Origin of the sequence: Rothia sp. 27098_8_161, assembly GCF_041432905.1 — a bacterium.
GTDB lineage: Bacteria > Actinomycetota > Actinomycetes > Actinomycetales > Micrococcaceae > Rothia.
In genome coordinates this window covers 61,623-82,832 of sequence record NZ_JAPWAL010000006.1, presented here as the reverse complement: position 1 = coordinate 82,832, position 21,210 = coordinate 61,623, and the positions used below count along the sequence as shown (strand labels likewise).

Here is a 21,210-nt window from a genome sequence, read left to right as displayed (position 1 = left end):
CCGCTACTCGGTGAGAGGTAACGGGGTGAAACTTGTACAGTTTTCAAGGCATAACGCGGTTATAGAGCTGCGCTTTCAAGACTGCAGCATAAGCTTTCAAAAGCTCTTTAGCGTGCCTCATCGCGGATGGGGTTTGCCGCCTTCGCCGCCTTCGCCAACTCAAAACGGACAGCGCGCAGTGCGGTTGCCGCCATAACACGCACACCGATACCGATTGCCTGCTCACTCGGGGCGTAATCGCCCTGATGCAGATCATAGGTGGGGTCACCGGGGGCACGGGTACCCAGACGGAACATGGAGCCGGGAACTTCCTGCAGCATCCAGGCGAAGTCTTCGCCGCCCATGGACTGTTCAACCAGCACAATGGAGTCTTCGCCCAGCTCGGCGCGAGCCGCGTTCTCCAGCATAGTGGTTTCCAGGTCGGTATTGACGACCGGGGGCACACCGCGGATGTGCTCCACTCGCGCCCTCACGCCGAAGGGGACAGCAACCTGTTCGATGACTTCATCCAGCATGTTGCCTGCCTGACGCCAAACCTCAACATCTAGGCAACGCATGGTGCCTGCGAGGTAGCCCTCGGCGGGGATAGCGTTGGGAGCAACACCAGCACTGACCTGACCCCAGGCGACCAGCACGCCCGAACGCACGTCGGTACGGCGGGTCAAGACTGCGGGAACCTGCACAGCAATCTGGCTCATGGCGTAGATGAGGTCCTCTGTCAGGTGCGGGCGGGAAGTATGGCCACCGTGACCGCTCAGATGAATCTTGATGGTGTCAGATGCGCTAGTAATCGCGCCGATGCGGGTACCAATCTGCCCCAGGTCCACCTTCGGATCGCAGTGCAGAGCAAAAGCACGCGGAATGTCCTTGAGCAGACCCTGAGCAATCATCTGTACGGCACCACCGGGAAGCTGCTCCTCAGCGGGCTGGAAGAGAATGCGGACGCTACGGCCCAGCGGGGTCTTCTCGTTCAGCTCGTGCAGTGCCAGCGCCACACCGAGCATAACGGTCTGGTGAATATCGTGACCGCAGGCGTGCATCACGCCGGGGACGGTGGAAGCGTAGGGCAGACCGGTCTGCTCAACAATGGGCAGAGCATCAATATCGGCGCGCAGAGCCACAGCGAAGGGGCCGCTTCCAATATCGACGTAGCAGCCGTTGCCTTCGCAGGCGACGGGGTTCATGCCGGCTTCTCGCAGTCGGTTCATGAGACGCTCAGTGGTTGCAATTTCACGGAAGGAAAGTTCCGGGTTGGCGTGCACTTCGCGGCGGAACTGCACGAGGGTACCCATCATGCGCCCCACCCAGTCGTCGAAGACGGGGGTGGACAAATCGTAGCGAGAATTAGCGAAAACCATACACAGTAGAATAACGCCGCCCGCCAAGGTTTACCTACCCGCTGCCCCTTTCTGACAGCTCTCGAGAATATCTATGACTTTATGACAGATTGTGAAGAGTGCTCCTGCCCGCCGAAGCACCGTTCAATGCTCTGCCCCACGATTTGAAGCAGGTCCTTTTCTGTTAAAAATATTCAAGCCGCCACCCGGTGTGGGTGACGGCTTGAATCGTCAATGCTGTATCAGCTGATACCGCGTACTCAGATTAGAGCGAGCGGCTCAGGATTGCCTGCTTCACCTCGGCAATAGCCTTGGTGATCTGGATACCACGGGGGCAAGCCTCGGTGCAGTTGAAGGTGGTACGGCAACGCCATACGCCTTCCTTGTCGTTGAGGATCTCCAGACGCAGGTCGCCTGCATCATCGCGCGAGTCGAAGATGAAGCGGTGTGCGTTCACGATAGCGGAGGGGCCGAAGTACTGACCGTCAGTCCAGAAGACCGGGCAGGACGAGGTACATGCTGCACAGAGGATGCACTTGGTGGTGTCATCGAAACGTGCACGGTCCTCAATGGTCTGCAGGCGCTCACGCTCAGGCTCATTCGAGTCGTTGATGAAGAACGGCATGATTTCGCGGTATGCCTGGAAGAAGGGCTCCATGTCAACGATGAGGTCCTTTTCGCAGGGCAGACCCTTAATAGGCTCAACGGTAATCGGCTTGGACAGGTCAAGGTCCTTGAGCAGGGTCTTGCAAGCCAGGCGGTTACGGCCGTTGATGCGCATCGCGTCTGAGCCACAGATACCGTGTGCACAGGAGCGGCGGAAGGAGACGGAGCCGTCTACCTCCCACTTGATCTTGTGCAGAGCATCCAGCACGCGGTCGGTGCGGTACATGGTCAGCGGGAATTCATCCCAGTACGCCTCGGAAGAAACTTCCGGATTGTAGCGACGAATCTTGATGACCACATCGTACGTGGGGATGGAATCGGAGTCGCCGCCGGCCATACCCTCAAACAGCTTGACGGATTCCGGTTCGGGGAGTTCGTTTTCAGCCATTTTAGTACTTACGCTCCTTCGGCTCGTAGCGGGTGTAGACAACGGGCTTGGTTTCGAATCGCAGGCCCTTGACACCCTCAAACTCGGATTCGGGGTCGAGGTAGACCATCGAGTGCTTCATGAAGTTGACGTCGTCACGCTTAGGGAAGTCCTCGCGGTAGTGACCACCACGGGATTCCTTACGGTGCAGTGCGCCAACGGACATGACCTTTGCCAGCTCAATCAGGAAGCCGAGCTCAACAGCCTCGAGCAGGTCGAGGTTAAAGCGCTTACCCTTGTCCTGGATGGAGATGTTCTGGTAACGCTCTTCCAGTTCAGCGATGGTTGCCAGTGCTGCGCGGATGGTCTCATCGGTACGGAACACCTGCATGTCAGCTTCCATAGCCTTCTGCAGGTCTGCACGGATAGCGCCGACCTTCTCGGTGCCCTTGCCCTCGAGGATGCCGTTGAGCATATTGAGAACGCGATCTGCTGCATCGTCCGGAACGGGTACAAACTCAGCGGATGCTGCGTACTCTGCTGCCTTGCGACCTGCACGCTTACCGAACACGTTGATGTCCAGCAAGGAGTTGGTACCCAGACGGTTTGCACCGTGGACGGACACACAAGCAACCTCACCAGCTGCGTAGAGACCGGGGATGGTCTCTTCGCTGTTGCGGTAGACCTCGGTCTCGTTGTTGGTGGGGATACCGCCCATTGCGTAGTGCGCGGTGGGGAACACCGGGATGGGCTGGTGGTGCGGTTCCACTGCCAGGTAGGTACGAGCGAACTCGGTGATGTCCGGTAACTTCTCATCGATGTGCGAAGGCTCCAGGTGGGTCAGATCCAGCAGCACGTAGTCCTTGTGAGGACCGCAGCCGCGGCCTTCACGCACCTCGTTTGCCATTGCACGTGCCACGATATCGCGGGGTGCGAGGTCCTTAATGGTGGGTGCGTAGCGCTCCATGAAGCGCTCACCGTCAGCGTTACGGAGAATACCGCCTTCACCACGAGCACCCTCGGTGACGAGAATGCCCAGGCCAGCCAGGCCGGTCGGGTGGAACTGAACGAATTCCATGTCCTCCAGGGGCAGGCCTGCACGCAGTGCGATAGCCATGCCGTCACCGGTGAGGGTGTGTGCGTTGGAGGTGGTCTTGAAAATCTTGCCACAGCCGCCGGATGCGAAGATTACGGACTTAGCCTGGAAGACGTGAACCTCGCCGGTTGCCAGGTCGTAGGAGACGACGCCAGCAGGGCGGGGCTTACCCTCTTCGTCCTTGACCAGGATTAGGTCGAGAACGTAGAACTCGTTGTAGAACTCCACATTGTGGCGAACGCAGTTCTGGTAGAGGGTCTGCAGAATCATGTGGCCGGTACGGTCAGCTGCGTAGCACGCGCGGCGCACAGCAGCCTTACCGTGATCACGGGTGTGACCGCCGAAGCGGCGCTGGTCAATGCGGCCTTCGGGGGTTCGGTTGAAGGGAAGACCCATCTTTTCCAGGTCGAGCACAGCGTCAATAGCTTCCTTAGCCATGATTTCTGCTGCGTCCTGGTCAACCAGGTAGTCGCCGCCCTTAACGGTGTCAAAGGTGTGCCACTCCCAGTTGTCCTCCTCAACGTTAGCCAGAGCTGCGCACATGCCACCCTGTGCTGCGCCGGTGTGGGAGCGGGTGGGGTATAGCTTAGTCAGTACCGCGGTGCGAACTCGCTGGCCGGCCTCAATGGCGGCACGCATACCTGCGCCACCGGCACCGACGATCACTACATCGTACTTATGTACCTGCATGATGTTCTTTCTGTGTTTTAGATGTTTTCGTTTGTCTCGAATACGTCGCCGTTAGCGTGCCGAGCAGAAGCTGGGGAGCAGTTCAGCCGCTGCGCCGGAGGGGCAGGGATCGAACGCGAAGATGGTGAGGGTACCAACCAGCAGGACGAATGCGCATGCTGCGAAAAGGATAACCTTCAGCCAAACGCGCAGGCGGTCCTTCTCAGCGTAGTCATCAATGATGACTCGGATGCCGTTTGCACCGTGCAGCATAGCCAGCCAGAGCAGCAACAGATCCCAGACCTGCCAGAAGGGGTTAGCCCACTTACCGCCCACGAAGCCGAAGTCGATGGCGTGGATGCCGTCGCCGACCATGAGGTTGGAGAAGAGGTGGCCGAAAATTAGCACGACGAGTACGATGCCGGACAGGCGCATACCGAGCCAAGCGAACATCTCAAAGTTATTGCGCTTGGAGGAGGAGCGGTTGTATTTTACGCCGTCGATGCGGTTATCACGCAGACGGGGTACATAGGTGCGGGGCTTGAGCGGAGTAGCCATTGTTTAGTGACCTCCCATGTGCGAGAAAACGATCGGCAGGTGGCGTGCGGCGAAGCCAGCAACGGTAATTGCCCAGAGGAAAAGCACAACCCAAAGAATCTTGATGTGCGTGTAGGTTGCCTTCTGGCTGATTTCGACGTTGCCGTCCTTGTTCTTCGCCTGAATGTGCTCCACGTGCGAGTTGGTTGCCTTACTCCAGAAGTCAATGAGGATAATACGAATACCGTTGAACGCGTGGTAGACGATGGCGGCGACAAGGGCGGTCTCACCCAGACCCATGATGGGGTTCTTGTACAGGCTCAGTACGCCATTGTAGGCCTCCGGAGAGATACGCACGACGGCAGTATCCAGGATATGTACAAGAAGGAAGAAGAAAATCGCGATACCGGTAATGCGATGAGCAACCCAGGACCACATGCCCCAGCGGCCGCGGTAAAGGGTTCCTTTAGAACCATTCAACACTGAATAACCTCCTGCTGCGACGGTGAGCGTCTGGGTTCTGGTGCCGCAATTTTAGACCCCAGCTTCCAGGCACAGCTGTGTGCTCACCGACTGCTTTTGTTCGTCTGTTACTTCCAAGATATCAGGTAAATTCACAGCTTATTGACACCCTGTTCGGGGTTTTTTTACAGCTTCTAAAAGTGAATTAGGGCATATTTTTCTTGCGATACCGCCTACTCCCCTCTGTTTGTGCGGAACTTACCTTATCCTAACCTCAAACATCACAACACTGAGAGTCCCCTGACACTTTCTGCCAAAACGTAAAAGAATTCGATATATGACAAATTCACAAGCTATTCTTGAATCGATGAATACTGCACTCACTCGATTCCGCCCGCTCATTCCCGCCGGCGGTGTTGGCTCGCGTTTGTGGCCTCTATCCCGCGCACATGCCCCGAAATTCCTGCTCGACCTCACTTCGTCGGGCAATTCCCTGCTGCGTGATACCTACGACCGTCTCACCAATCTCAGCAACGGCTCCGTCATGGTAGTTACCGGCACTTCGCACACCAATGCGGTCACCCAGCAGATTCCTGAACTGCGTGCCGCTGACCTGGTACTGGAGCCCTCCCCCAAAGATTCGGCCGCCGCTATCGGCCTGGCTTGCGCTATCATCCATCGCCGCGAACCGGACGCCATCATCGGCTCCTTCGCCGCTGACCATGTGATCAGCCCCGTGGATGAATTCCACCGTGTGGTGACCGAAGCTGTCATCACCGCAGCAACCGGCAAGATTGTTACCATCGGCATTACTCCCACCGAGCCCTCCAGCGCGTTTGGCTACATCCACGCCAGCGAGTCCCTGGGCATTGAGGACGTCCCCAATGCTCAGGCTGTGGACACCTTCGTGGAGAAGCCCGATGCCACTACCGCACAGAAGTACCTGGATTCCGGTGAGTATACCTGGAACGCAGGCATGTTCGTAGCACCGGCGGCCCTGATGCTCAAGCACCTCGAGGCGAACGAGCCCGAGCTGTACGCGGGCATCATGGAAATTGCTAACGCTTGGGACACCCCCGAGCGTGAGGCTATTATGGACCGCGTCTGGGAGACCCTGCCCAAGACTGCTATCGACTACGCCGTGGCTGAGCCCGCAGCAGCAGCAGGCGACGTTGCCATGGTTCCCGGCTCCTTCAGCTGGGATGATGTGGGAGACTTCGATGCTGTGGCACGCCTGAACACCGAGAAGAGCGGCGAAGAGCTGACCATTCTCGGCGAGAAGGATAACGTTATCAACCACGGTTGCTCCGGAATTATTGTCGCGAACACCGACCGCAAGATCTCTATCATTGGCCTCGACGATATCGTTGTGGTGGATACCCCCGACGCACTGTTGGTCGCTCCCCGCTCCAAGGCACAGGCTGTCAAGGATGCAGTGGGTGAGGTCAAGGCGCGAGGCCTGAACAACCTCCTCTAAATTTTTGGCCCCGAGCAGTTAGCCCCGCGCAAGTATTTGGCCCCTGCTCGAGCAAAAGATACCTCTAAGAAACCGGCTCTCTTCTTTTCGGAGGGGAGCCGGTTTTCTTATGCCTCGATGACTATGCCCCGTTGGGTCATTTCGCAGGTGGGTTCAAGGCATTTGCCTAGTGGAGCACGAAAGAACGCTCTCTGTAACCGGGTGGGAGCAACAGAATGCCTTACGCATCCCGCATAGACTACACTTCCAGACTCTGACACACCAAGAACCACCCCATATAGAGAATCATTCTCATGTTACTCTTGGTAGATGCACATGACCCGTAAGTTTTTCCTCACCCGCGCCGGCACATTCGGCGCAGTAGCTGCACTCACCCTGACCGCATGCGGTGCCCAAACCACCCAGAACGCACAGACCAGCCCCAGCGCCTCCACCTCCACGAGTACTACCCCCGCACCCATCACCGAAGGCAAGGGGGCGGCAAGCCGCGTCGCTATCACCTACGACGGCGGCGTGTTCGTCTACGACGCCAAGGACATGAAGCTGCTCGCAGACATCCCTAAGGAAGGCTTTCTGCGCCTCTCCGACGCTGGCAATAATCGCCACCTCGTCGTTGCAGACGGTAACAGCTACACCTTCCTGGACACCGGCGTATGGTCCGTAGCGCACGGCGACCATTCACATTACTACACCACGTCCCCATCCCTGTCTTCACTGTCTCTTGTGGCTGACCATACCGGTCACGTCATCAAGGACAACGGCAAGGTCACGGCATTCGCTGACGGCACCGGTTCCTTCGCGGTATACGACCCGGCAAAGCTGACCCATGATAAGCGCACAGTTTCCTCGCTGGAGACCACCACCGTCACCCTGCCGCAGCCGCACCACGGCTTCGCAATCCCGCTACCCAACGACCAGTACCTGGTAGCGGTTGGCGACTCGAAGACCCGCACTGGTGCCGCTGTTGTGGACGCTCAGGGCAAGACCGTCACCGAGAGCCCCGCTTGCCCCGGCGTTCACGGTGAAGCCATCGCCAAGGACGGCGCATTCTCCATCGGCTGCTCCGACGGCGCGCTCATTTATAAGGATGGCAAGTTCACCAAGATCACTAACCCCGAGGACCCGTACTCGCGTTCCGGCAACCAGTCTGGCAAGGCTGACTCCCAGTACGTTCTGGCGGACTACAAGACCGACAAGGACGCTAAGCTGGAGCGCCCCGAGAAGTTCTCCATTATTGACACTGTTGCGGCAACCCGTACCGTCTATGCCCTGCCTTCTGGTGTGAGCTACACCTTCCGTTCGCTGGCTCGCGGCCCTCAGGGTGAGGCTCTGTTGCTGACCACTGACGGCAAGCTGCGTATCTTCGATCCGGCAACCGGCGCTGAACTGGGCTCTGTACAGCTCATGGAGGCGTGGACCGAGTCTGAGACATGGCAGGACGAGCGTCCGGCTCTGTGGGTGGACGGTAAGACCGCCTACGTGACCGACCCGGCGGCCAAGAAGCTCATTGCGGTATCCCTGTCGAACCCAGTAGCGCCAAAGGAGCTGATGAGCGTGGAGCTTCCGAAGACCCCGAACGAGATTCTGGGTGTCTCTTCCTCGCACGCTGCACCGGTTGAGTCTGAGGCGCACGGCGCTGCTTCCTCCTCGGCTTCAGCTGACACGCACGAGTCCGGCGAGGCTCACGAGGGCCACTCCCACTAGGGCTCTCACGCTGAGATAAACCTAGCGAAAATATTAAGAGAGATGCGACCGATAAGTTATCGGTCGCATCTCTCTTAATGTATATCAGGTTTATACGCCAGCTACTAACGCAGCGGCAGGACCCTCATCTCTTCCCAGTCCTGCCCGTCGTAGGAGTAGCAGTGCAGGTGATCCACAGTGAAAGTACGCTGCTCAGCGGGCAGAGCGTCAAACACCTCAAGGGCGTTCGCCACCTGCTCCTGCGTGAGCCCGTGGCCTAAGGTCACGTGCGGCACATAGGGGAATGACGCCGCACCGGTACCGAATAGCTCAACCAGCTTCTGGTGAATCTGCTCGAACTCGGCCTTACCCGCCTCCAGGTTCAGGTACTCCACCTCGGTTACCGGCCGGAAGGAGTGTACCGAACCCCAGCGTGCCTCAAAACGCGGCATGTCCAGCGCCTCGCGGAACTGCGGGGACTGCACCGCAACCAGTAGAGACTCGTTCAGCTCCGTCAGGTACACGGTCACGTGGGTGCTGATAGGCGCCACCGCACCACCGGCTACCGCGCGCTTCCACTCTTCCAGGCGCTGAACATTCTCACCGCTCACGTGCGCAATAACGCTCAGGTAGCGGCGGCCAGGTTTCAGGGTCGGGGATACAGGAGCCGTCGTGGGGCTCGAAGAGTTCTCTTGTGCTGTCATCTCAATCGTGCAGGTCATGCAGCGCCTCAGCCAAACTGGCTGAACAGCGCGCTAGATTGCGGCGGCAGGCAAGAAGCCAACCTTCTTGTACACGTTCTCAATGGTGACCGTAGCGATCTCACGGGCAGCGGATGCGCCCACAGCCAGCAGGCGATCCAGCTCGGCGGGGTCGTCCATCAGCTCGAGGGTACGCTCACGCACCGGGGTGAGGCGCTCCACCACGATATCGGCAAGGTCAACCTTCAGGTGGCCGTACATCTTGCCTTCGTAGCGTGCCACGATTTCGTCGATTCTCTCGCCGGTCATTGCCGAGTAGATGGAGAGCAGGTTGGAGACGCCGGGCTTAGCCTCGCGGTCGTAGGCGATGACGGAGCCGTCATCGGTCACGGCGGACTTAATCTTCTTCTGGGTTGCCTTGGGAGTGTCCAGAAGCTTGATTAGGCCCTTGTCCGTGGCTGCAGACTTGGACATCTTCGAGGTCGGGTCCTGCAGGTCATAAATCTTAGCGGTTTCCTTCAGAATCACCGGCTCGGGCACCACGAAGGTCTCACCGAAACGGGAGTTAAAGCGCTGAGCCAGGTTACGGGTCAGCTCCAGGTGCTGACGCTGGTCCTCGCCCACGGGCACGCCGTCCACCTGGTAGAGCAGAATGTCGGCAGCCATCAGAATCGGGTAGGTGAACAGACCCACGGAGGCATTCTCAGCACCCTGCTTCTGGGACTTGTCCTTGAACTGGGTCATTCGGGACGCCTCACCAAAGCCGGTGAAGCAGTTCAGAACCCATGCCAACTGGGCGTGCTCGGGCACGTGCGACTGTACGAACAGCGGGGTGCGGGTCGGGTCAATGCCAGAGGCGATATACTGCGCCGCGGTCAGGCGGGTACGCTCACGTAGCTCCTCGGGGTTCTGAGGAACGGTGATGGCGTGCATATCCGGGATGAAGAACAGACATTCGTTATTCGGGTCGTCCTGCAACGCCACCCAGTTGTTCACAGCACCAATGTAGTTACCCAGGTGCATCGAATCAGCCGACGGCTGCGCACCCGAGTAGATACGCGCCTTCTGCTGAGAGGCATTAGGGATGAGGGATTTATCCGGCTTCTTTTCGTCTGCCATAGTTATTTCCTGTGCAGTTCTTCCTGTGCGGTGCTACGGACGGTGCAGCACATCTTCAAAAACTTATCTGTACGTGGGTACACGTCTTACTCACCGATACGGTAGTCAACCACCAGCGGCGCGTGGTCGCTGAAACGCTCATCGTAGCTTGCCGCGCGATCCACGACCGCTTCCACGGCGCTTTCGGCAAGCGCCGGGGTCGCCATATGGTAGTCAATACGCCAGCCTGCGTCATTATCGAACGCCTTACCGCGGTAAGACCACCAGGTGTAGGGACCGGGCACCTGACCCGCCAGCTCACGAGCCACATCGCGGTAGCCGATATCACCGAAGAAACGGTCAAAGTAAGCGCGTTCCTCCGGCAGGAAGCCGGCACGCTTCTGGTTAGCCTTCCAGTTCTTAATGTCCAGCTCAGTGTGGCCCACATTCAAATCGCCCACGATGAGCACGTGGTCCGAGTGCTTTGCCAGCTCAGGCATGCGCACCAGCATGCGCTCCAGGAAGCGGTACTTATCGTCCTGCTTCTGGGTGCCGACCTCACCGGAGTGAACGTAGGCGCTGACCACCGTCAGGGTCTTACCGTTGGGTAGAACATAGTCTGCCTCAACCCAGCGGCCCGAATCATCAAAGTACTCTTCGCCAATATTCGAGCGGGTTGCTACCGGCTGGTTCTCTAGGACTTCACCGGCTGAGTTCGGGGTGCGGCGGGTCGCCACCAGCACGCCGGCACGGCCCTTCGCAGCAGCCTCCGCGTGCAGAATATGCCACTGGGATTCGTCCAGCAGCTCACGCACGATAGCGTCGGGGGCGCGCACCTCCTGCAGACAGAGGATATCGATGTCACGGCTCGCCAACCACGCCGCCATGTCCTTCTTATAGGCGGCTCGGATACCGTTCACATTCACGCTTGCCACGCGAAGCAGACCGCTCGGGCGTGGTGCAGGGGTGTTAGAAAAATGCATAGTCTTAATTATGCCAGTTTGAGGGAAGAGAATTTTTCACTTGTACGCGTTTTTTATCTGGCTGAACAGTAAACTATTGGGTGATGAATTCACACTCTTCACAGACCACCGACCACGGTGCCCCCTCACATTCTGCGGGCACCACCTCATCCGAAAGTACTGCTCACAACGCTGAGAGCCGCTACGAGCTACCCCCGATTCCCGGCCCTAAGTACGAGCAGGTTATCCACTACATTGAGCAGCGCTATATTATTCCCGGCAAGCCCGGCGATAAGCTGCCCACCGAGCGCATGATTCAGCAGAACTTTGGGGTGAGCCGCCAGACGGTTCGTAGCGCTCTAAAGGTTCTGATTGAACGCGGCCTGCTCTACAACCTGCAGGGCTCCGGCACCTATGTTGCCGAGCGCACCGACGCCACCTACATTCCGCGCGTGGGCACCTTCGTTGATGATATGCGCCGCCGCGGTTTTGGGGGCTCCACCCGCATGATTGCGACCCGCTGGATGGACGCCACCGAAGAAATCTCCACCCATCTGTCCGTGCCGGTGGGCGAGCAGGTGCTGTTCGTGTGCCGTCTGCGTCTTGCCGACCGCGAAGTTATTGGCTTTGAGCGTTCCTACTTTGTGAAGGCTGCTGCAAGCAGCACCCTGGACACTATGATGGCGGAAATGTCCGGCGCTTCAAGCTCCTTCGACCAGCTTGCTGGCATCCCCAACGCCATTAAGCACGCCCGCGTACGCATCAGTGCAGCACTCTTCACCGACGCCGACGCCGAGGCGTTCAACCACCAGGTTCCCGTGGGCGAGGCGGCGTTCAAGGTCTGCACGACCGGCTACGCCGAAGAAGGTAGCCCAGTCGAGTACTCAGAGACCCTGTATCTTGCCGATGCCTACTTCTACGAGATGATTCTCTAGCATCTGCCTTTTTCTCTTGTGATGATAGTGTGAAGGGCGGTGCCCCAGTAGATTGTTCTACCGGGGCACCGCCCTTTTGAGATATCAGCTCTGAAATACTGCGAGCCTTATGCCGCCTGACGCTCCGCAGTCTCAACCACGTTCACCAGCAGCTCCGCGCGGGTCATCGGACCCACACCGCCGGGGTTCGGAGAAACCCAGGATGCCTTCTGCGCAGCCTCCGGGGAGACGTCGCCGAAGAGCTTCTTTTTGCCGGTCTCCGGGTCCTCAGCGCGGGAAACACCAACGTCCAGCAGGATTGCGCCGTCCTTGACCTGGTGAGCCTTCAGCACGTGCGGAACACCCACAGCAGCGACAATGACGTCAGCCTCGCGCAGTACCTCGTCCAGGTTCTCGGTACCGGTATGCGCCAGGGTTGCGGTCGCATTCACCTCGCGGCGGGTCAGTAGCAGACCCAGCGGGCGGCCCACGGTAATGCCGCGGCCGAGCACCACAACATTCTTACCGTTCCAGTCGATACCGTGGCGCTTGACCAGCTCAATGACACCGTTGGGGGTGCAGGGTAGCGGGGAATCGAGCGGCTCAGAAACGTTCAGCACAAGCTTGCCGAGGTTGGTCGGGTGCAGGCCGTCAGCGTCCTTCTCAGGGGCGATACGCTCCAGCACGCGGTTCGTGTCCAGGTGCTTGGGCAAGGGCAGCTGCACAATGTAGCTGGTGCACGCCGGGTCATTATTGAGCTTATCGATCTCTGCGTCGAGCTCCTCCTGGGTGATGTCACCGGGCAGGTCCAGGCGGATGGAGTTAATACCGATCTCTGCACAGTCGCGGTGCTTAGCGCCCACGTACGAGCGAGATGCCGGGTCGTCACCGACCAGGACGGTACCCAGGCCGGGAGTAATACCCTTAGCCTTGAGCGCCTCGACGCGCTCCTTCAGCTCCGCCTTAATGGCTGCGGCGGTTGTGTTACCGTCTAGAATCTGAGGCATTGTTTTCCTTCCATAGGTTGTGGCGGGTTCGCCGAAACGGACGATCTATGTGTTGGGTTCTAGGGTGTGTACCTAGCAGGTACCGCTCCCCTGCTACATCCTTCAATGGATGTAGCAGGTAGAGCGGCAAAAGTAAGAGGGCGAAATAACCCCGTCCGCTCAGCATCCATTGGGAATATTAAGCGAACGGGGTCATTCATGGGTCTACCAGTTCTCGCTGCCCTGGTAGAGGGGGTACTTAGCGCAGAGTGCATCAACACGGGCACGCAGAGCGGCAATATCCGGGTTCGGCAACAGCACCGAAGCGATAATGTCAGCTACCTCGGTGAAGCCCTCAGCATCAAAGCCGCGGGTTGCCAGCGCGGGGGTACCGATACGCAGACCGGAGGTCACCATCGGCGGGCGCGGGTCGTTCGGCACAGCGTTACGGTTAACGGTAATACCGGCATCATGCAGCAGATCTTCTGCTTCCTTGCCATTGAGGGCATGGTCGCGCAGGTCAACGAGCACCAGGTGAACGTCGGTACCGCCGGAGGCGATCGCAACGCCTGCGTCCTTCATGTCCTGCTGTAGCAGGCGGTTCGCCAGGATCTGTGCGCCCTCAACGGTACGCTTCTGACGGTCCTTGAACGCGTCAGATGCGGCAACCTTGAACGCGGTAGCCTTCGCAGCGATCACGTGCATGAGCGGGCCGCCCTGCTGACCGGGGAACACTGCGGAGTCAATCTTCTTCTTCAGCTCCTCGGTGCAGAGGATGAAGCCGGAGCGGGGACCGCCCAGGGTCTTGTGCACGGTGGAGGAGACCACGTGTGCGTGCGGGACGGGGTTCGGGTGCAGCCCCGCAGCCACCAGGCCGGCAAAGTGAGCCATGTCCACCCACAGGTACGCGCCGATTTCGTCAGCAATCGCGCGGAACGCAGCGAAGTCCAGCTGACGGGGGTATGCGGACCAGCCGGCAATAATGACCTTGGGGCGCTCAGCCAGAGCCAGTTCACGCACCTGCTCCATGTCAACGCGGCCGGACTCATCCACACCGTACGCCACAACGTTGTACAGCTTGCCGGAGACGTTCAGCTTCATTCCGTGGGTCAGGTGGCCACCGTGTGCCAGGGACAGACCCATGATGGTGTCGCCGGGAGTCAGCAGTGCGTGCATGACGGCGTTGTTCGCCTGCGCACCGGAATGGGGCTGAACGTTGGCGTGCTCGGCGCCGAAGAGTTCCTTCACGCGGGAAATAGCGAGAGACTCAACAATATCGACGTATTCACAACCACCGTAGTAGCGGCGGCCTGGGTAACCCTCAGCGTACTTGTTGGTCAGTACCGAGCCCTGGCTTTCGAGGACGGCACGGGGGACGAAGTTCTCGGATGCAATCATCTCGAGGGTGTTCTGCTGGCGCTTGCGCTCCAGCTCAATGGCTTCTGCAACCTCGTGGTCGAGGTCGGCGAGGGGCATCTCGAGGATCTTCTGCTCGGACATTACGCTCCTGGGAGTGTTTTTGCGTTATCTTTGGTCGCTCATCATTGAGGCTGCCGCGGCGTACGCCGGGCGGTCTTCAGGAGGCGTCGGGCGCCTCCAGTTGAAAACCCTGAATGAAAAAATATGAGCTACACCTCATAATACCGTAAAGCCCGCTTTCCTTCGAGAAGGAAAACGGGCTTTACAAAGCATCACGATGAAGTTTTTACGCCGCCACAGCAGGGCATATAAACCGCCCTTTAGGCTTATCGGCGACAGCTAAGAGGGCCTACACACCCTACGCCTGACGCAGGATAGCAGAAGCATACTCCAGGTACGCCTCACGAGCGCTCTCCTTCTTACCGCCAGCCACCAGCTGGGTCTGCACCACGTAACCGGTCAGCACGGACAGCACCGCGGCACCGATAACGGTCAGCCACTCTTCAAGTTCCTCTTCGGCGAAGTCCAGCTCAGCGGCACCCCAGGCGCGGTAGCGTTCGAGGGACTGATCGCGCAGATAGCTCAGCTGTTCAGACACCACGGTCGCCAGCTGCGGCATTGCCACAGCCTCGCCCCAGGTGACGAGCAGGTGACGGCGAATCTTGGGGGTGTCCAGCACCTTCAGGCACCCGAACACGTAGTCCCAGGGCTGTTCGGCGCGGATGCGGTCGAAAGGCGCCATGTCCATGCGGGCTGCCGCCAGGATAATCTCATCCTTGGAGGAGAAGTGGTTATAAATCGCTCCAGCAGACAGGCCGGTGGCCGCAATAATGTCGCTCATCGAAGCCTTCTGATAACCGTGCTTGATGAAGCATTCGCGGGCGGTCTCTACAATCTGAGAACGCCTGTTCTTTTTGTATTCTTCGCTGACTTTAGGCACACCCTAATCCTAGCGAACTTTTGGCCAATCCGTACGCATCATGGTCACCATTGACGCACTCTTATGCGCAAATCCCACGCAAAATAGAGCAAAAATTCTATAAATACGGTTGCACACAATACGGATGCACCATCGCGGATGCCCCAACACGAATATCCCAGGTGGAGAGCATGAAAAAGCGGGGCATCCCAGGCTCCCCGAAGGTTCACCCCAGAATACCCCGCTCACAGCGGGTAGCTCAGCGAAGGCTGAGCCCGCTACACATTTTTAGTGGAAGAAGTGGCGGGTACCGGTCAGGTACATGGTCACGCCAGCATCCTTAGCCGCTTCGATAACTTCCTCGTCGCGGATCGAACCGCCCGGGTGCACAACGGCACGCACGCCAGCGTCCAGCAGCACCTGCAGGCCGTCAGCGAAGGGGAAGAACGCATCGGATGCGGCAACCGCACCGCGGGCACGCTCGTTACCTTCGCCGCCGAGAGTGTTCGCACGCTCCACCGAGAGCTTGCAGGAATCCACGCGGTTCACCTGGCCCATGCCGATGCCCACAGCGGCACCGTTATCGGCAAGCAGAATAGCGTTGGACTTGGGCGAACGCAGTGCACGCCACGCGAACTCGAGGTCGCGCAGGGTTGCCTCATCAGCTGCCTCACCGGCAACCAGGGTCCAGTTCTTCGGGTCGTCGCCCTCAGCCTGCAGGCGGTCAGCTTCCTGGAAGAGTGCGCCACCGGAAATGGGGCGGTACTCGATGGTCTCGCGGGCAAAGTCCTCGGGCAGAACCAGCAGGCGCAGGTTCTTCTTCTCGCGCAGAATCTCCAGCGCCTCGGGCTCAAAACCGGGAGCCACAATCACCTCGGTGAAGATGCCCTTGACGGTCTGAGCCATAGCGGCAGTCACCGGGCGGTTAGCAGCAATCACGCCGCCGTATGCGGACAGCGGGTCGCAAGCATGCGCCTTCGCGTGAGCGTCCGCAATCAGGTCAGCCGCACCGGGGGTTGCCACGGCAATACCGCAGGGGTTGTTGTGTTTGATAACGGCAACAGCGGGCTCGTCGAAGTCGTAAGCGGCACGCAGAGCAGCGTCAGCATCAACGTAGTTGTTGTAGCTCATCGCCTTACCGTGCAGCTGCTCTGCCTGAGCAATGCCGGGGGCAGCAGCGGGGTCAGAGTACAGGGCAGCACGCTGGTGCGGGTTCTCGCCGTAACGCAGGGTCTCGCTGCGCTCGAAGCCCAGGCCGGCGTACGGGGGCCAGAAGTTAGCGTCCTCATCCTGCAGGAACTGGGATGCAGTCCAGGTAGCCACAGCGGTATCGTATGCGGCGGTGTGGGCGAATGCGCCAGCAGCAAGGCGGCGGCGCTCATCCAGGCAGAAGCCACCGTTCTTAGCAGCCTCAACGGTGCGCGCGTAGTCGGCGGGGTCCACCACAATGGCCACAGCGTCGTGGTTCTTCGCCGCAGCGCGAACCATCGAAGGGCCACCAATATCGATCTTCTCAATGATGGCGTCCTGACCGGCACCTGAAGCAACTGTCTCAACGAAGGGGTACAGGTTCACGACCACCAGGTCGAATGCCTCAACATCCAGCTCGTCGAGGGTGTCAATGTGCTCCTGCTTGCGGCGGTCAGCCAGAATACCGGCGTGGATGCGCGGGTGCAGGGTCTTCACGCGGCCTTCGAGGCACTCGGGGAAACCGGTGACTTCGGTGACCTCGGTGACGGGTACGCCTGCTGCCGCGATAGTGGATGCCGTGGAGCCGGTGGAGACCAGCGCGACGCCAGCCTCGTGCAGGCCGCGGGCGAACTCCTCCAGACCGGTCTTGTCGTAGACGGAAATGAGGGCGCGGCGCAGGGGCACGCGATTGAGCTCAATGAGAGACACAAATACTCCGATGCTTTAGACGTGCACGCCGAATCTCGGCGGCACAGCTGGTGGATGGACGTAGCCTGCCAGGATAGACAGGATATGTGTGGGGGTATTCCCCGCCGTTGTGTACCTTCCCCTCATGGGTACTCGGGTGCCACAACGGAACGTATGTGGGCAGCGGGGTTTGAGCTCGGCTCATTCCGCCGCGGATTATTGAGTAGGCGGATTTAGCTGTCGGATGCAGCGCTATGGGATTCAGCCAGGGATGCGATGGTCTGCACAAGCAGGCGGCGCTCCTGCACCTTAATGCGTTCGTGCAGGGTCTCTTCGGTGTCGTCATCCAGAACGGGCACTGCCGCCTGGGCGAGGATGGGGCCGGTGTCAACGCCCGCATCCACAAAGTGGACGGTCAGGCCGGTAATCTTCACACCGTGCGCCAAGGCATCACGCACGCCGTGCGCACCCGGGAAGGAGGGTAGCAGAGCGGGGTGGGTGTTAATAATGCGGTTGCTAAAACGCTCGACCAGCTGCGCGTCAACAATGCGCATGAAGCCAGCGAACACAATGTAATCGGGGGTGTAGGAAGCGATCTTTTCTTCCAGCGCGCGGTTCCAGGAGGGGCGGTCGGCGTAGTTGCCGGGTTGCACCAGGAAGGTGGGTACACCCGCCGCCTGGGCACGTTCAATGCCCAGACAGGGCTTGTCGGCACCCACTGCCGCAATGTCGAGGGGAAGCTCGCCCGCTGCTACAGCGTCGAGGATGGACTGAAGATTCGTTCCGGATCCGGATACCATAACCACAATTCGCACCCCACTAGTATAACCCGTCTCACACTCTTATCCAAAGGGAGTAAGAGGTTCACAACACCCCCAAAGCCCAAAGGCGAGCATAAAGAAACCCCGGCGGGACAAATCCTCACAGGGGTTCACCGGGCGCAAACTCAACAGGTCGCTAACTCAATAGGTCACGGGCAGACAGGGCGGTACCCTTATAGGTATGTCTACTCCCCCGCAGAACACTCCGAACGACACCCCGCAGCAGCCCACCCCGAACAACGGTGCACCCCAGAACCAACATGTTCCGCCGCGAGCGCCTCAGCAGGCACCGCAGAACATGATGCCGCAGCCTCGGGGACCTCAGGGCAAGAAGCCGCGCAAGCCCATCGACCCGGGTGAACAGCAGAGAGCAAATATTCGCACCGCGTTCATGCTCATTGTTGCCGCGCTGGTGATTTTTGCGGCGTCTTCCTTCGTGCTCTCCACGATGCCGCTTTTCTTGGCGCTCTTCCTCTTCGCGCTCGCCGGCATCACCTTGAGCATTATTGCGATCGTGCGCACCGCAGTCTACCGCGGCCCCTGGTTCTTCTACATTGCCGCGGGCGTCAGTATCATCTACGGCGCCATGACTCTGCTCGGCGGCATGGGCCTCACCTTCATACCCGGCGCGCAGGAATACCGTGAGTGCCGAGCCTCCGCACTAACCCAAACCGACAGGTACACCTGCGATGAGAAGTTCCAGGGCACGATGGACAAGCTCACCGGCGCGTCCAGTCCTTATTCCGCGCGCTAAGAATGCAGTGCGCTAGTTCTTCTCGCGCGCGTTAGAACCATGGCCGCTAGAGCCCTGGGACTTCGAGGAGCTGACATCCAGCGGGGACAGCTCCACGGTAGACGCCTCATCGGTCACCAGCGGAAGCACGCCGGTCTGGCTACGGACCCCAAAGATGCGCTTCATCGCCTGATCAGCAGAGAGAACATCCAGCTCGCGATCCACAAAGTCGCGCTCTGAATCATTCTTCTGCTTCTTGCGTGCCGCCTTAGCTGCCTTCTTCGCCTCGCGCTTCTGCTCACGCTCATACGCACGGTGGTCGCTGGCACGATCCCGAGCAGAATCCTGCGCTGCGGCGGGCTGCTCAAGACCAAAGCCGAAGTACGCCATGATGCGGCTCGCGCGGCCCTTCGAACGCGGCGCCTGCTCTGCGGGCTCTTCGACAGCGCCCTCACGCTCAACTACTACAGGTTCAGTAGCCTCGTAGACGGGCTCCTGAATCAGCTCGCGGGTCTCCTCATCGGAGGGGTCATGAGCGTACAGAGCGGAATCATAGGCAGTGTGTTCATAAGTAGCGTGCTCGCTAGAGGCAGGCTCAACAGATGCTTCGATACTCTCGTAATCCTCAGCATGCGCAGAGTCCAGGTCACCGACCTGCTGAACGGCCTCAATAGGCTCGTACTCCTCAGCGGAGCTCTCTTCAGTAGTAGCTTCTTCGGAGACAGAATCCTGTGCAGCGTTCGCAGTGGATTCTGCTTCTACAGGCTCTTCAGCCGCCTCTTCGCGCTCTGCAATAATCTCAGCGAAAGCGTCCGCCGCCGCACGCTGCGCTAGCTGCTCAGTTGCCTCCACCGGGACGGCAACCACAGGCTCCTGCGGATGCACCGGAACATGACCGGTCGCCACCTCAGATACAACAGACTGCTCAGATACCATAGACAGCTCGGCCTCAACAACGTTCTCAGAAGTCTGCACGCGTGCCACCTCCTCAGCTTCACGCTCTGCAGCTTCACGTTCGGCGGCTTCCTCAGCCTCACGCTGCGCACGCTCCGCGCGCTCCTGGGCACGCTGCTCACGACGCTGCGCAAAACGCTCACGACCCCGTGCAAAATGCTCACGGGTCGAGGCAGTAAAACTCATCAGACGCTCACCCAGGTTCGGGCTCTCATCCGCAAAACGAGGCAGCTCACGACTGCTATCCGGCACCAGGGCGCGGCTCAGCAACATACCGAAAGTCACGCCTGCACCCACAGTCAACGCGGTATGCACCGCAAAGGTCAGCGGCTCAGCACCAACCTCCGTAAAACGGCCAATACCCAGAGAACCGTACGAAATCCAGCCCAACCATAGGGCACCAAACGAGGTCAGAATACCGGTCATCACGCCCAGCACCACGGCAGAAATCAGCGCAGACAGCGGGCGGAACGGAACCTTCAGAGCAACCCACTCATCCAGGTGATCCTCACCCTCACGCAAGAACCACCAGCCAGCAATCGTACCGGCACCCAGCGGCACCAGCAGACCCACCAGACCGAACGCACCCATCGACTCGGGCACAGCACCCAAAATCGGAAGGATCGGCAAAGTACCAGCATCACTACTGGTCAAACCAACCGAGGTGCCCGCACCAAAAGAGAAACCGGCACCGGTCGACCATGCCATCGCATAAATCACCAGGTTTGGCAAGAAACCCAGCTGCAGCAGAGTCACCGCAGTATCACCCACAGCACCCGCGTGCAGCTCCTGGTAGGTGGCAATAATCTGCGACCAGCCCGCCAAAATACCGATGCCCAAAAGCACCGCACCCAGACCAATCAGCGCAACAAAAGCAACCACCGCAGCACGCACCACAGCCCAGGCGTACGAACCCGCCCAACGCGAATACTGACTCATCTGCGAAATCTGCTCCGCGGTATCAACCCCCACCATGCGCGAGAGCGAACGCGCCTCACGGTAGCCGCCCCACATCAGACCAGCCACCACAATACCCAAAGGCACCAGGGCAGCATTCAACGCATGAAGAGGCTGCGGATGCGGGCTCGCCCAACCGTACATCACCGAACTAATCAGCGCATAGGTGACCGAACCAGACAGCACCGGAATCAAAAACTCGCCCTCATACGAGGCGCGCGCCAGGCGACGACCCGAACGATAACAGAGCATCAGAGGCAGAATACTCAAACCCAGAGGCACCAGCGTCATCGTGCCGGTAGAAGCACCAAAAGCTGCCGTAAGGTCTAAAGGAACACCGTGAATCAGAAGCCACAGGTGCGCCGACATGGCGGCCACGGAGGAGAACTCCATGTCGCCAAAACCCTTGGTCGCCCACACGGCAGACATCGCCGCAAACACTGCAACAGCAGAGCACAGGGCAGTAACAATTAGCTCAACAACACCCTGAAGCCACAGAGGCATGGGCATGGAATAACGCGAGATAGGTGAGGTGCTTTTCATCGTCCTTCAATCATGCCACGAATTAACAACG

General features: G+C 59.2%; 18 protein-coding genes. 4 read left to right on the top strand and 14 right to left on the bottom strand.

Annotated elements, in window-relative coordinates:
* Positions 1–107: 107 nt before the first annotated feature.
* The 5 genes from O3648_RS03960 to sdhC all read right to left on the bottom strand — a co-directional run bounded on the left by O3648_RS03960 (position 108) and on the right by sdhC (position 5,155).
* Complete coding sequence (locus O3648_RS03960; protein WP_279741743.1) at positions 108–1,358, bottom strand: amidohydrolase; 1,251 nt, start codon at positions 1,356–1,358, stop codon at positions 108–110.
* 244 nt (positions 1,359–1,602) lie between these two features.
* Entirely contained in the window at positions 1,603–2,391 is a 789-nt protein-coding gene (locus O3648_RS03955) for a succinate dehydrogenase iron-sulfur subunit (protein ID WP_279741741.1), read from the bottom strand.
* Position 2,392: 1 nt separating this feature from the next.
* The gene (gene sdhA, locus O3648_RS03950) at positions 2,393–4,156 is read right to left on the bottom strand and encodes a succinate dehydrogenase flavoprotein subunit (protein ID WP_279741739.1); all 1,764 of its coding nucleotides are present in this window, start codon (positions 4,154–4,156) and stop codon (positions 2,393–2,395) included.
* 51 nt (positions 4,157–4,207) lie between these two features.
* On the bottom strand, positions 4,208–4,693 hold the full coding sequence (locus O3648_RS03945; RefSeq protein WP_279741738.1) for a succinate dehydrogenase hydrophobic membrane anchor subunit: 486 nt from the start codon (positions 4,691–4,693) through the stop codon (positions 4,208–4,210).
* 3 nt (positions 4,694–4,696) lie between these two features.
* Positions 4,697–5,155 (bottom strand): succinate dehydrogenase, cytochrome b556 subunit, encoded by a 459-nt coding sequence (sdhC, locus tag O3648_RS03940; RefSeq protein WP_279741737.1) that lies wholly within the window; start codon positions 5,153–5,155, stop codon positions 4,697–4,699.
* 346 nt (positions 5,156–5,501) lie between these two features.
* Here sdhC and O3648_RS03935 point away from each other — a divergent pair, with 346 nt between their 5' ends.
* Together O3648_RS03935 and O3648_RS03930 are read left to right on the top strand one after the other, a co-directional pair.
* The gene (locus O3648_RS03935) at positions 5,502–6,611 is read left to right on the top strand and encodes a mannose-1-phosphate guanylyltransferase (protein WP_371568590.1); all 1,110 of its coding nucleotides are present in this window, start codon (positions 5,502–5,504) and stop codon (positions 6,609–6,611) included.
* A 315-nt stretch (positions 6,612–6,926) separates the two neighbouring features.
* The gene (locus O3648_RS03930) at positions 6,927–8,315 is read left to right on the top strand and encodes a hypothetical protein (RefSeq protein WP_371568575.1); all 1,389 of its coding nucleotides are present in this window, start codon (positions 6,927–6,929) and stop codon (positions 8,313–8,315) included.
* Positions 8,316–8,419: 104 nt separating this feature from the next.
* On the opposite strand, the gene O3648_RS03925 is transcribed toward O3648_RS03930, so the two are convergent.
* From O3648_RS03925 to O3648_RS03915, 3 genes are all read right to left on the bottom strand, one after another.
* A complete protein-coding gene (locus O3648_RS03925) occupies positions 8,420–9,016 on the bottom strand; it encodes a 2'-5' RNA ligase family protein (RefSeq protein WP_279741734.1) in 597 nt (198 codons plus the stop codon).
* A 33-nt stretch (positions 9,017–9,049) separates the two neighbouring features.
* Positions 9,050–10,114 (bottom strand): tryptophan--tRNA ligase, encoded by a 1,065-nt coding sequence (gene trpS / locus O3648_RS03920; protein WP_279741732.1) that lies wholly within the window; start codon positions 10,112–10,114, stop codon positions 9,050–9,052.
* Between the two features lie 86 nt (positions 10,115–10,200).
* Positions 10,201–11,076 carry an exodeoxyribonuclease III gene (locus O3648_RS03915; protein WP_005506814.1) on the bottom strand — a complete coding sequence of 292 codons (876 nt, stop codon included), beginning with the start codon at positions 11,074–11,076 and terminating at the stop codon, positions 10,201–10,203.
* Positions 11,077–11,156: 80 nt separating this feature from the next.
* Here O3648_RS03915 and O3648_RS03910 point away from each other — a divergent pair, with 80 nt between their 5' ends.
* Positions 11,157–11,990, top strand: a complete 834-nt coding sequence (locus O3648_RS03910; RefSeq protein ID WP_371568571.1) for a GntR family transcriptional regulator — start codon at positions 11,157–11,159, stop codon at positions 11,988–11,990.
* Between the two features lie 107 nt (positions 11,991–12,097).
* On the opposite strand, the gene O3648_RS03905 is transcribed toward O3648_RS03910, so the two are convergent.
* The 5 genes from O3648_RS03905 to purN form a co-directional block, all read right to left on the bottom strand.
* Complete coding sequence (locus O3648_RS03905) at positions 12,098–12,976, bottom strand: bifunctional methylenetetrahydrofolate dehydrogenase/methenyltetrahydrofolate cyclohydrolase (protein ID WP_279741726.1); 879 nt, start codon at positions 12,974–12,976, stop codon at positions 12,098–12,100.
* Positions 12,977–13,180: 204 nt separating this feature from the next.
* Positions 13,181–14,455 carry a serine hydroxymethyltransferase gene (gene glyA, locus O3648_RS03900; RefSeq protein ID WP_279741724.1) on the bottom strand — a complete coding sequence of 425 codons (1,275 nt, stop codon included), beginning with the start codon at positions 14,453–14,455 and terminating at the stop codon, positions 13,181–13,183.
* A gap of 277 nt (positions 14,456–14,732) precedes the next feature.
* Entirely contained in the window at positions 14,733–15,314 is a 582-nt protein-coding gene (locus O3648_RS03895; protein WP_279741722.1) for a helix-turn-helix domain containing protein, read from the bottom strand.
* Positions 15,315–15,581: 267 nt separating this feature from the next.
* A complete protein-coding gene (gene purH / locus O3648_RS03890; RefSeq protein ID WP_371568566.1) occupies positions 15,582–17,192 on the bottom strand; it encodes a bifunctional phosphoribosylaminoimidazolecarboxamide formyltransferase/IMP cyclohydrolase in 1,611 nt (536 codons plus the stop codon).
* Positions 17,193–17,404: 212 nt separating this feature from the next.
* On the bottom strand, positions 17,405–17,971 hold the full coding sequence (gene purN / locus O3648_RS03885; protein ID WP_279741718.1) for a phosphoribosylglycinamide formyltransferase: 567 nt from the start codon (positions 17,969–17,971) through the stop codon (positions 17,405–17,407).
* Positions 17,972–18,173: 202 nt separating this feature from the next.
* Between purN and O3648_RS03880 the strand changes: the two genes are divergently transcribed.
* Positions 18,174–18,746, top strand: a complete 573-nt coding sequence (locus O3648_RS03880) for a 4-hydroxyphenylpyruvate dioxygenase (RefSeq protein ID WP_279754272.1) — start codon at positions 18,174–18,176, stop codon at positions 18,744–18,746.
* Positions 18,747–18,758: 12 nt separating this feature from the next.
* On the opposite strand, the gene O3648_RS03875 is transcribed toward O3648_RS03880, so the two are convergent.
* The gene (locus O3648_RS03875; RefSeq protein ID WP_371568563.1) at positions 18,759–21,179 is read right to left on the bottom strand and encodes a DUF6350 family protein; all 2,421 of its coding nucleotides are present in this window, start codon (positions 21,177–21,179) and stop codon (positions 18,759–18,761) included.
* Positions 21,180–21,210 lie beyond the last annotated feature (31 nt).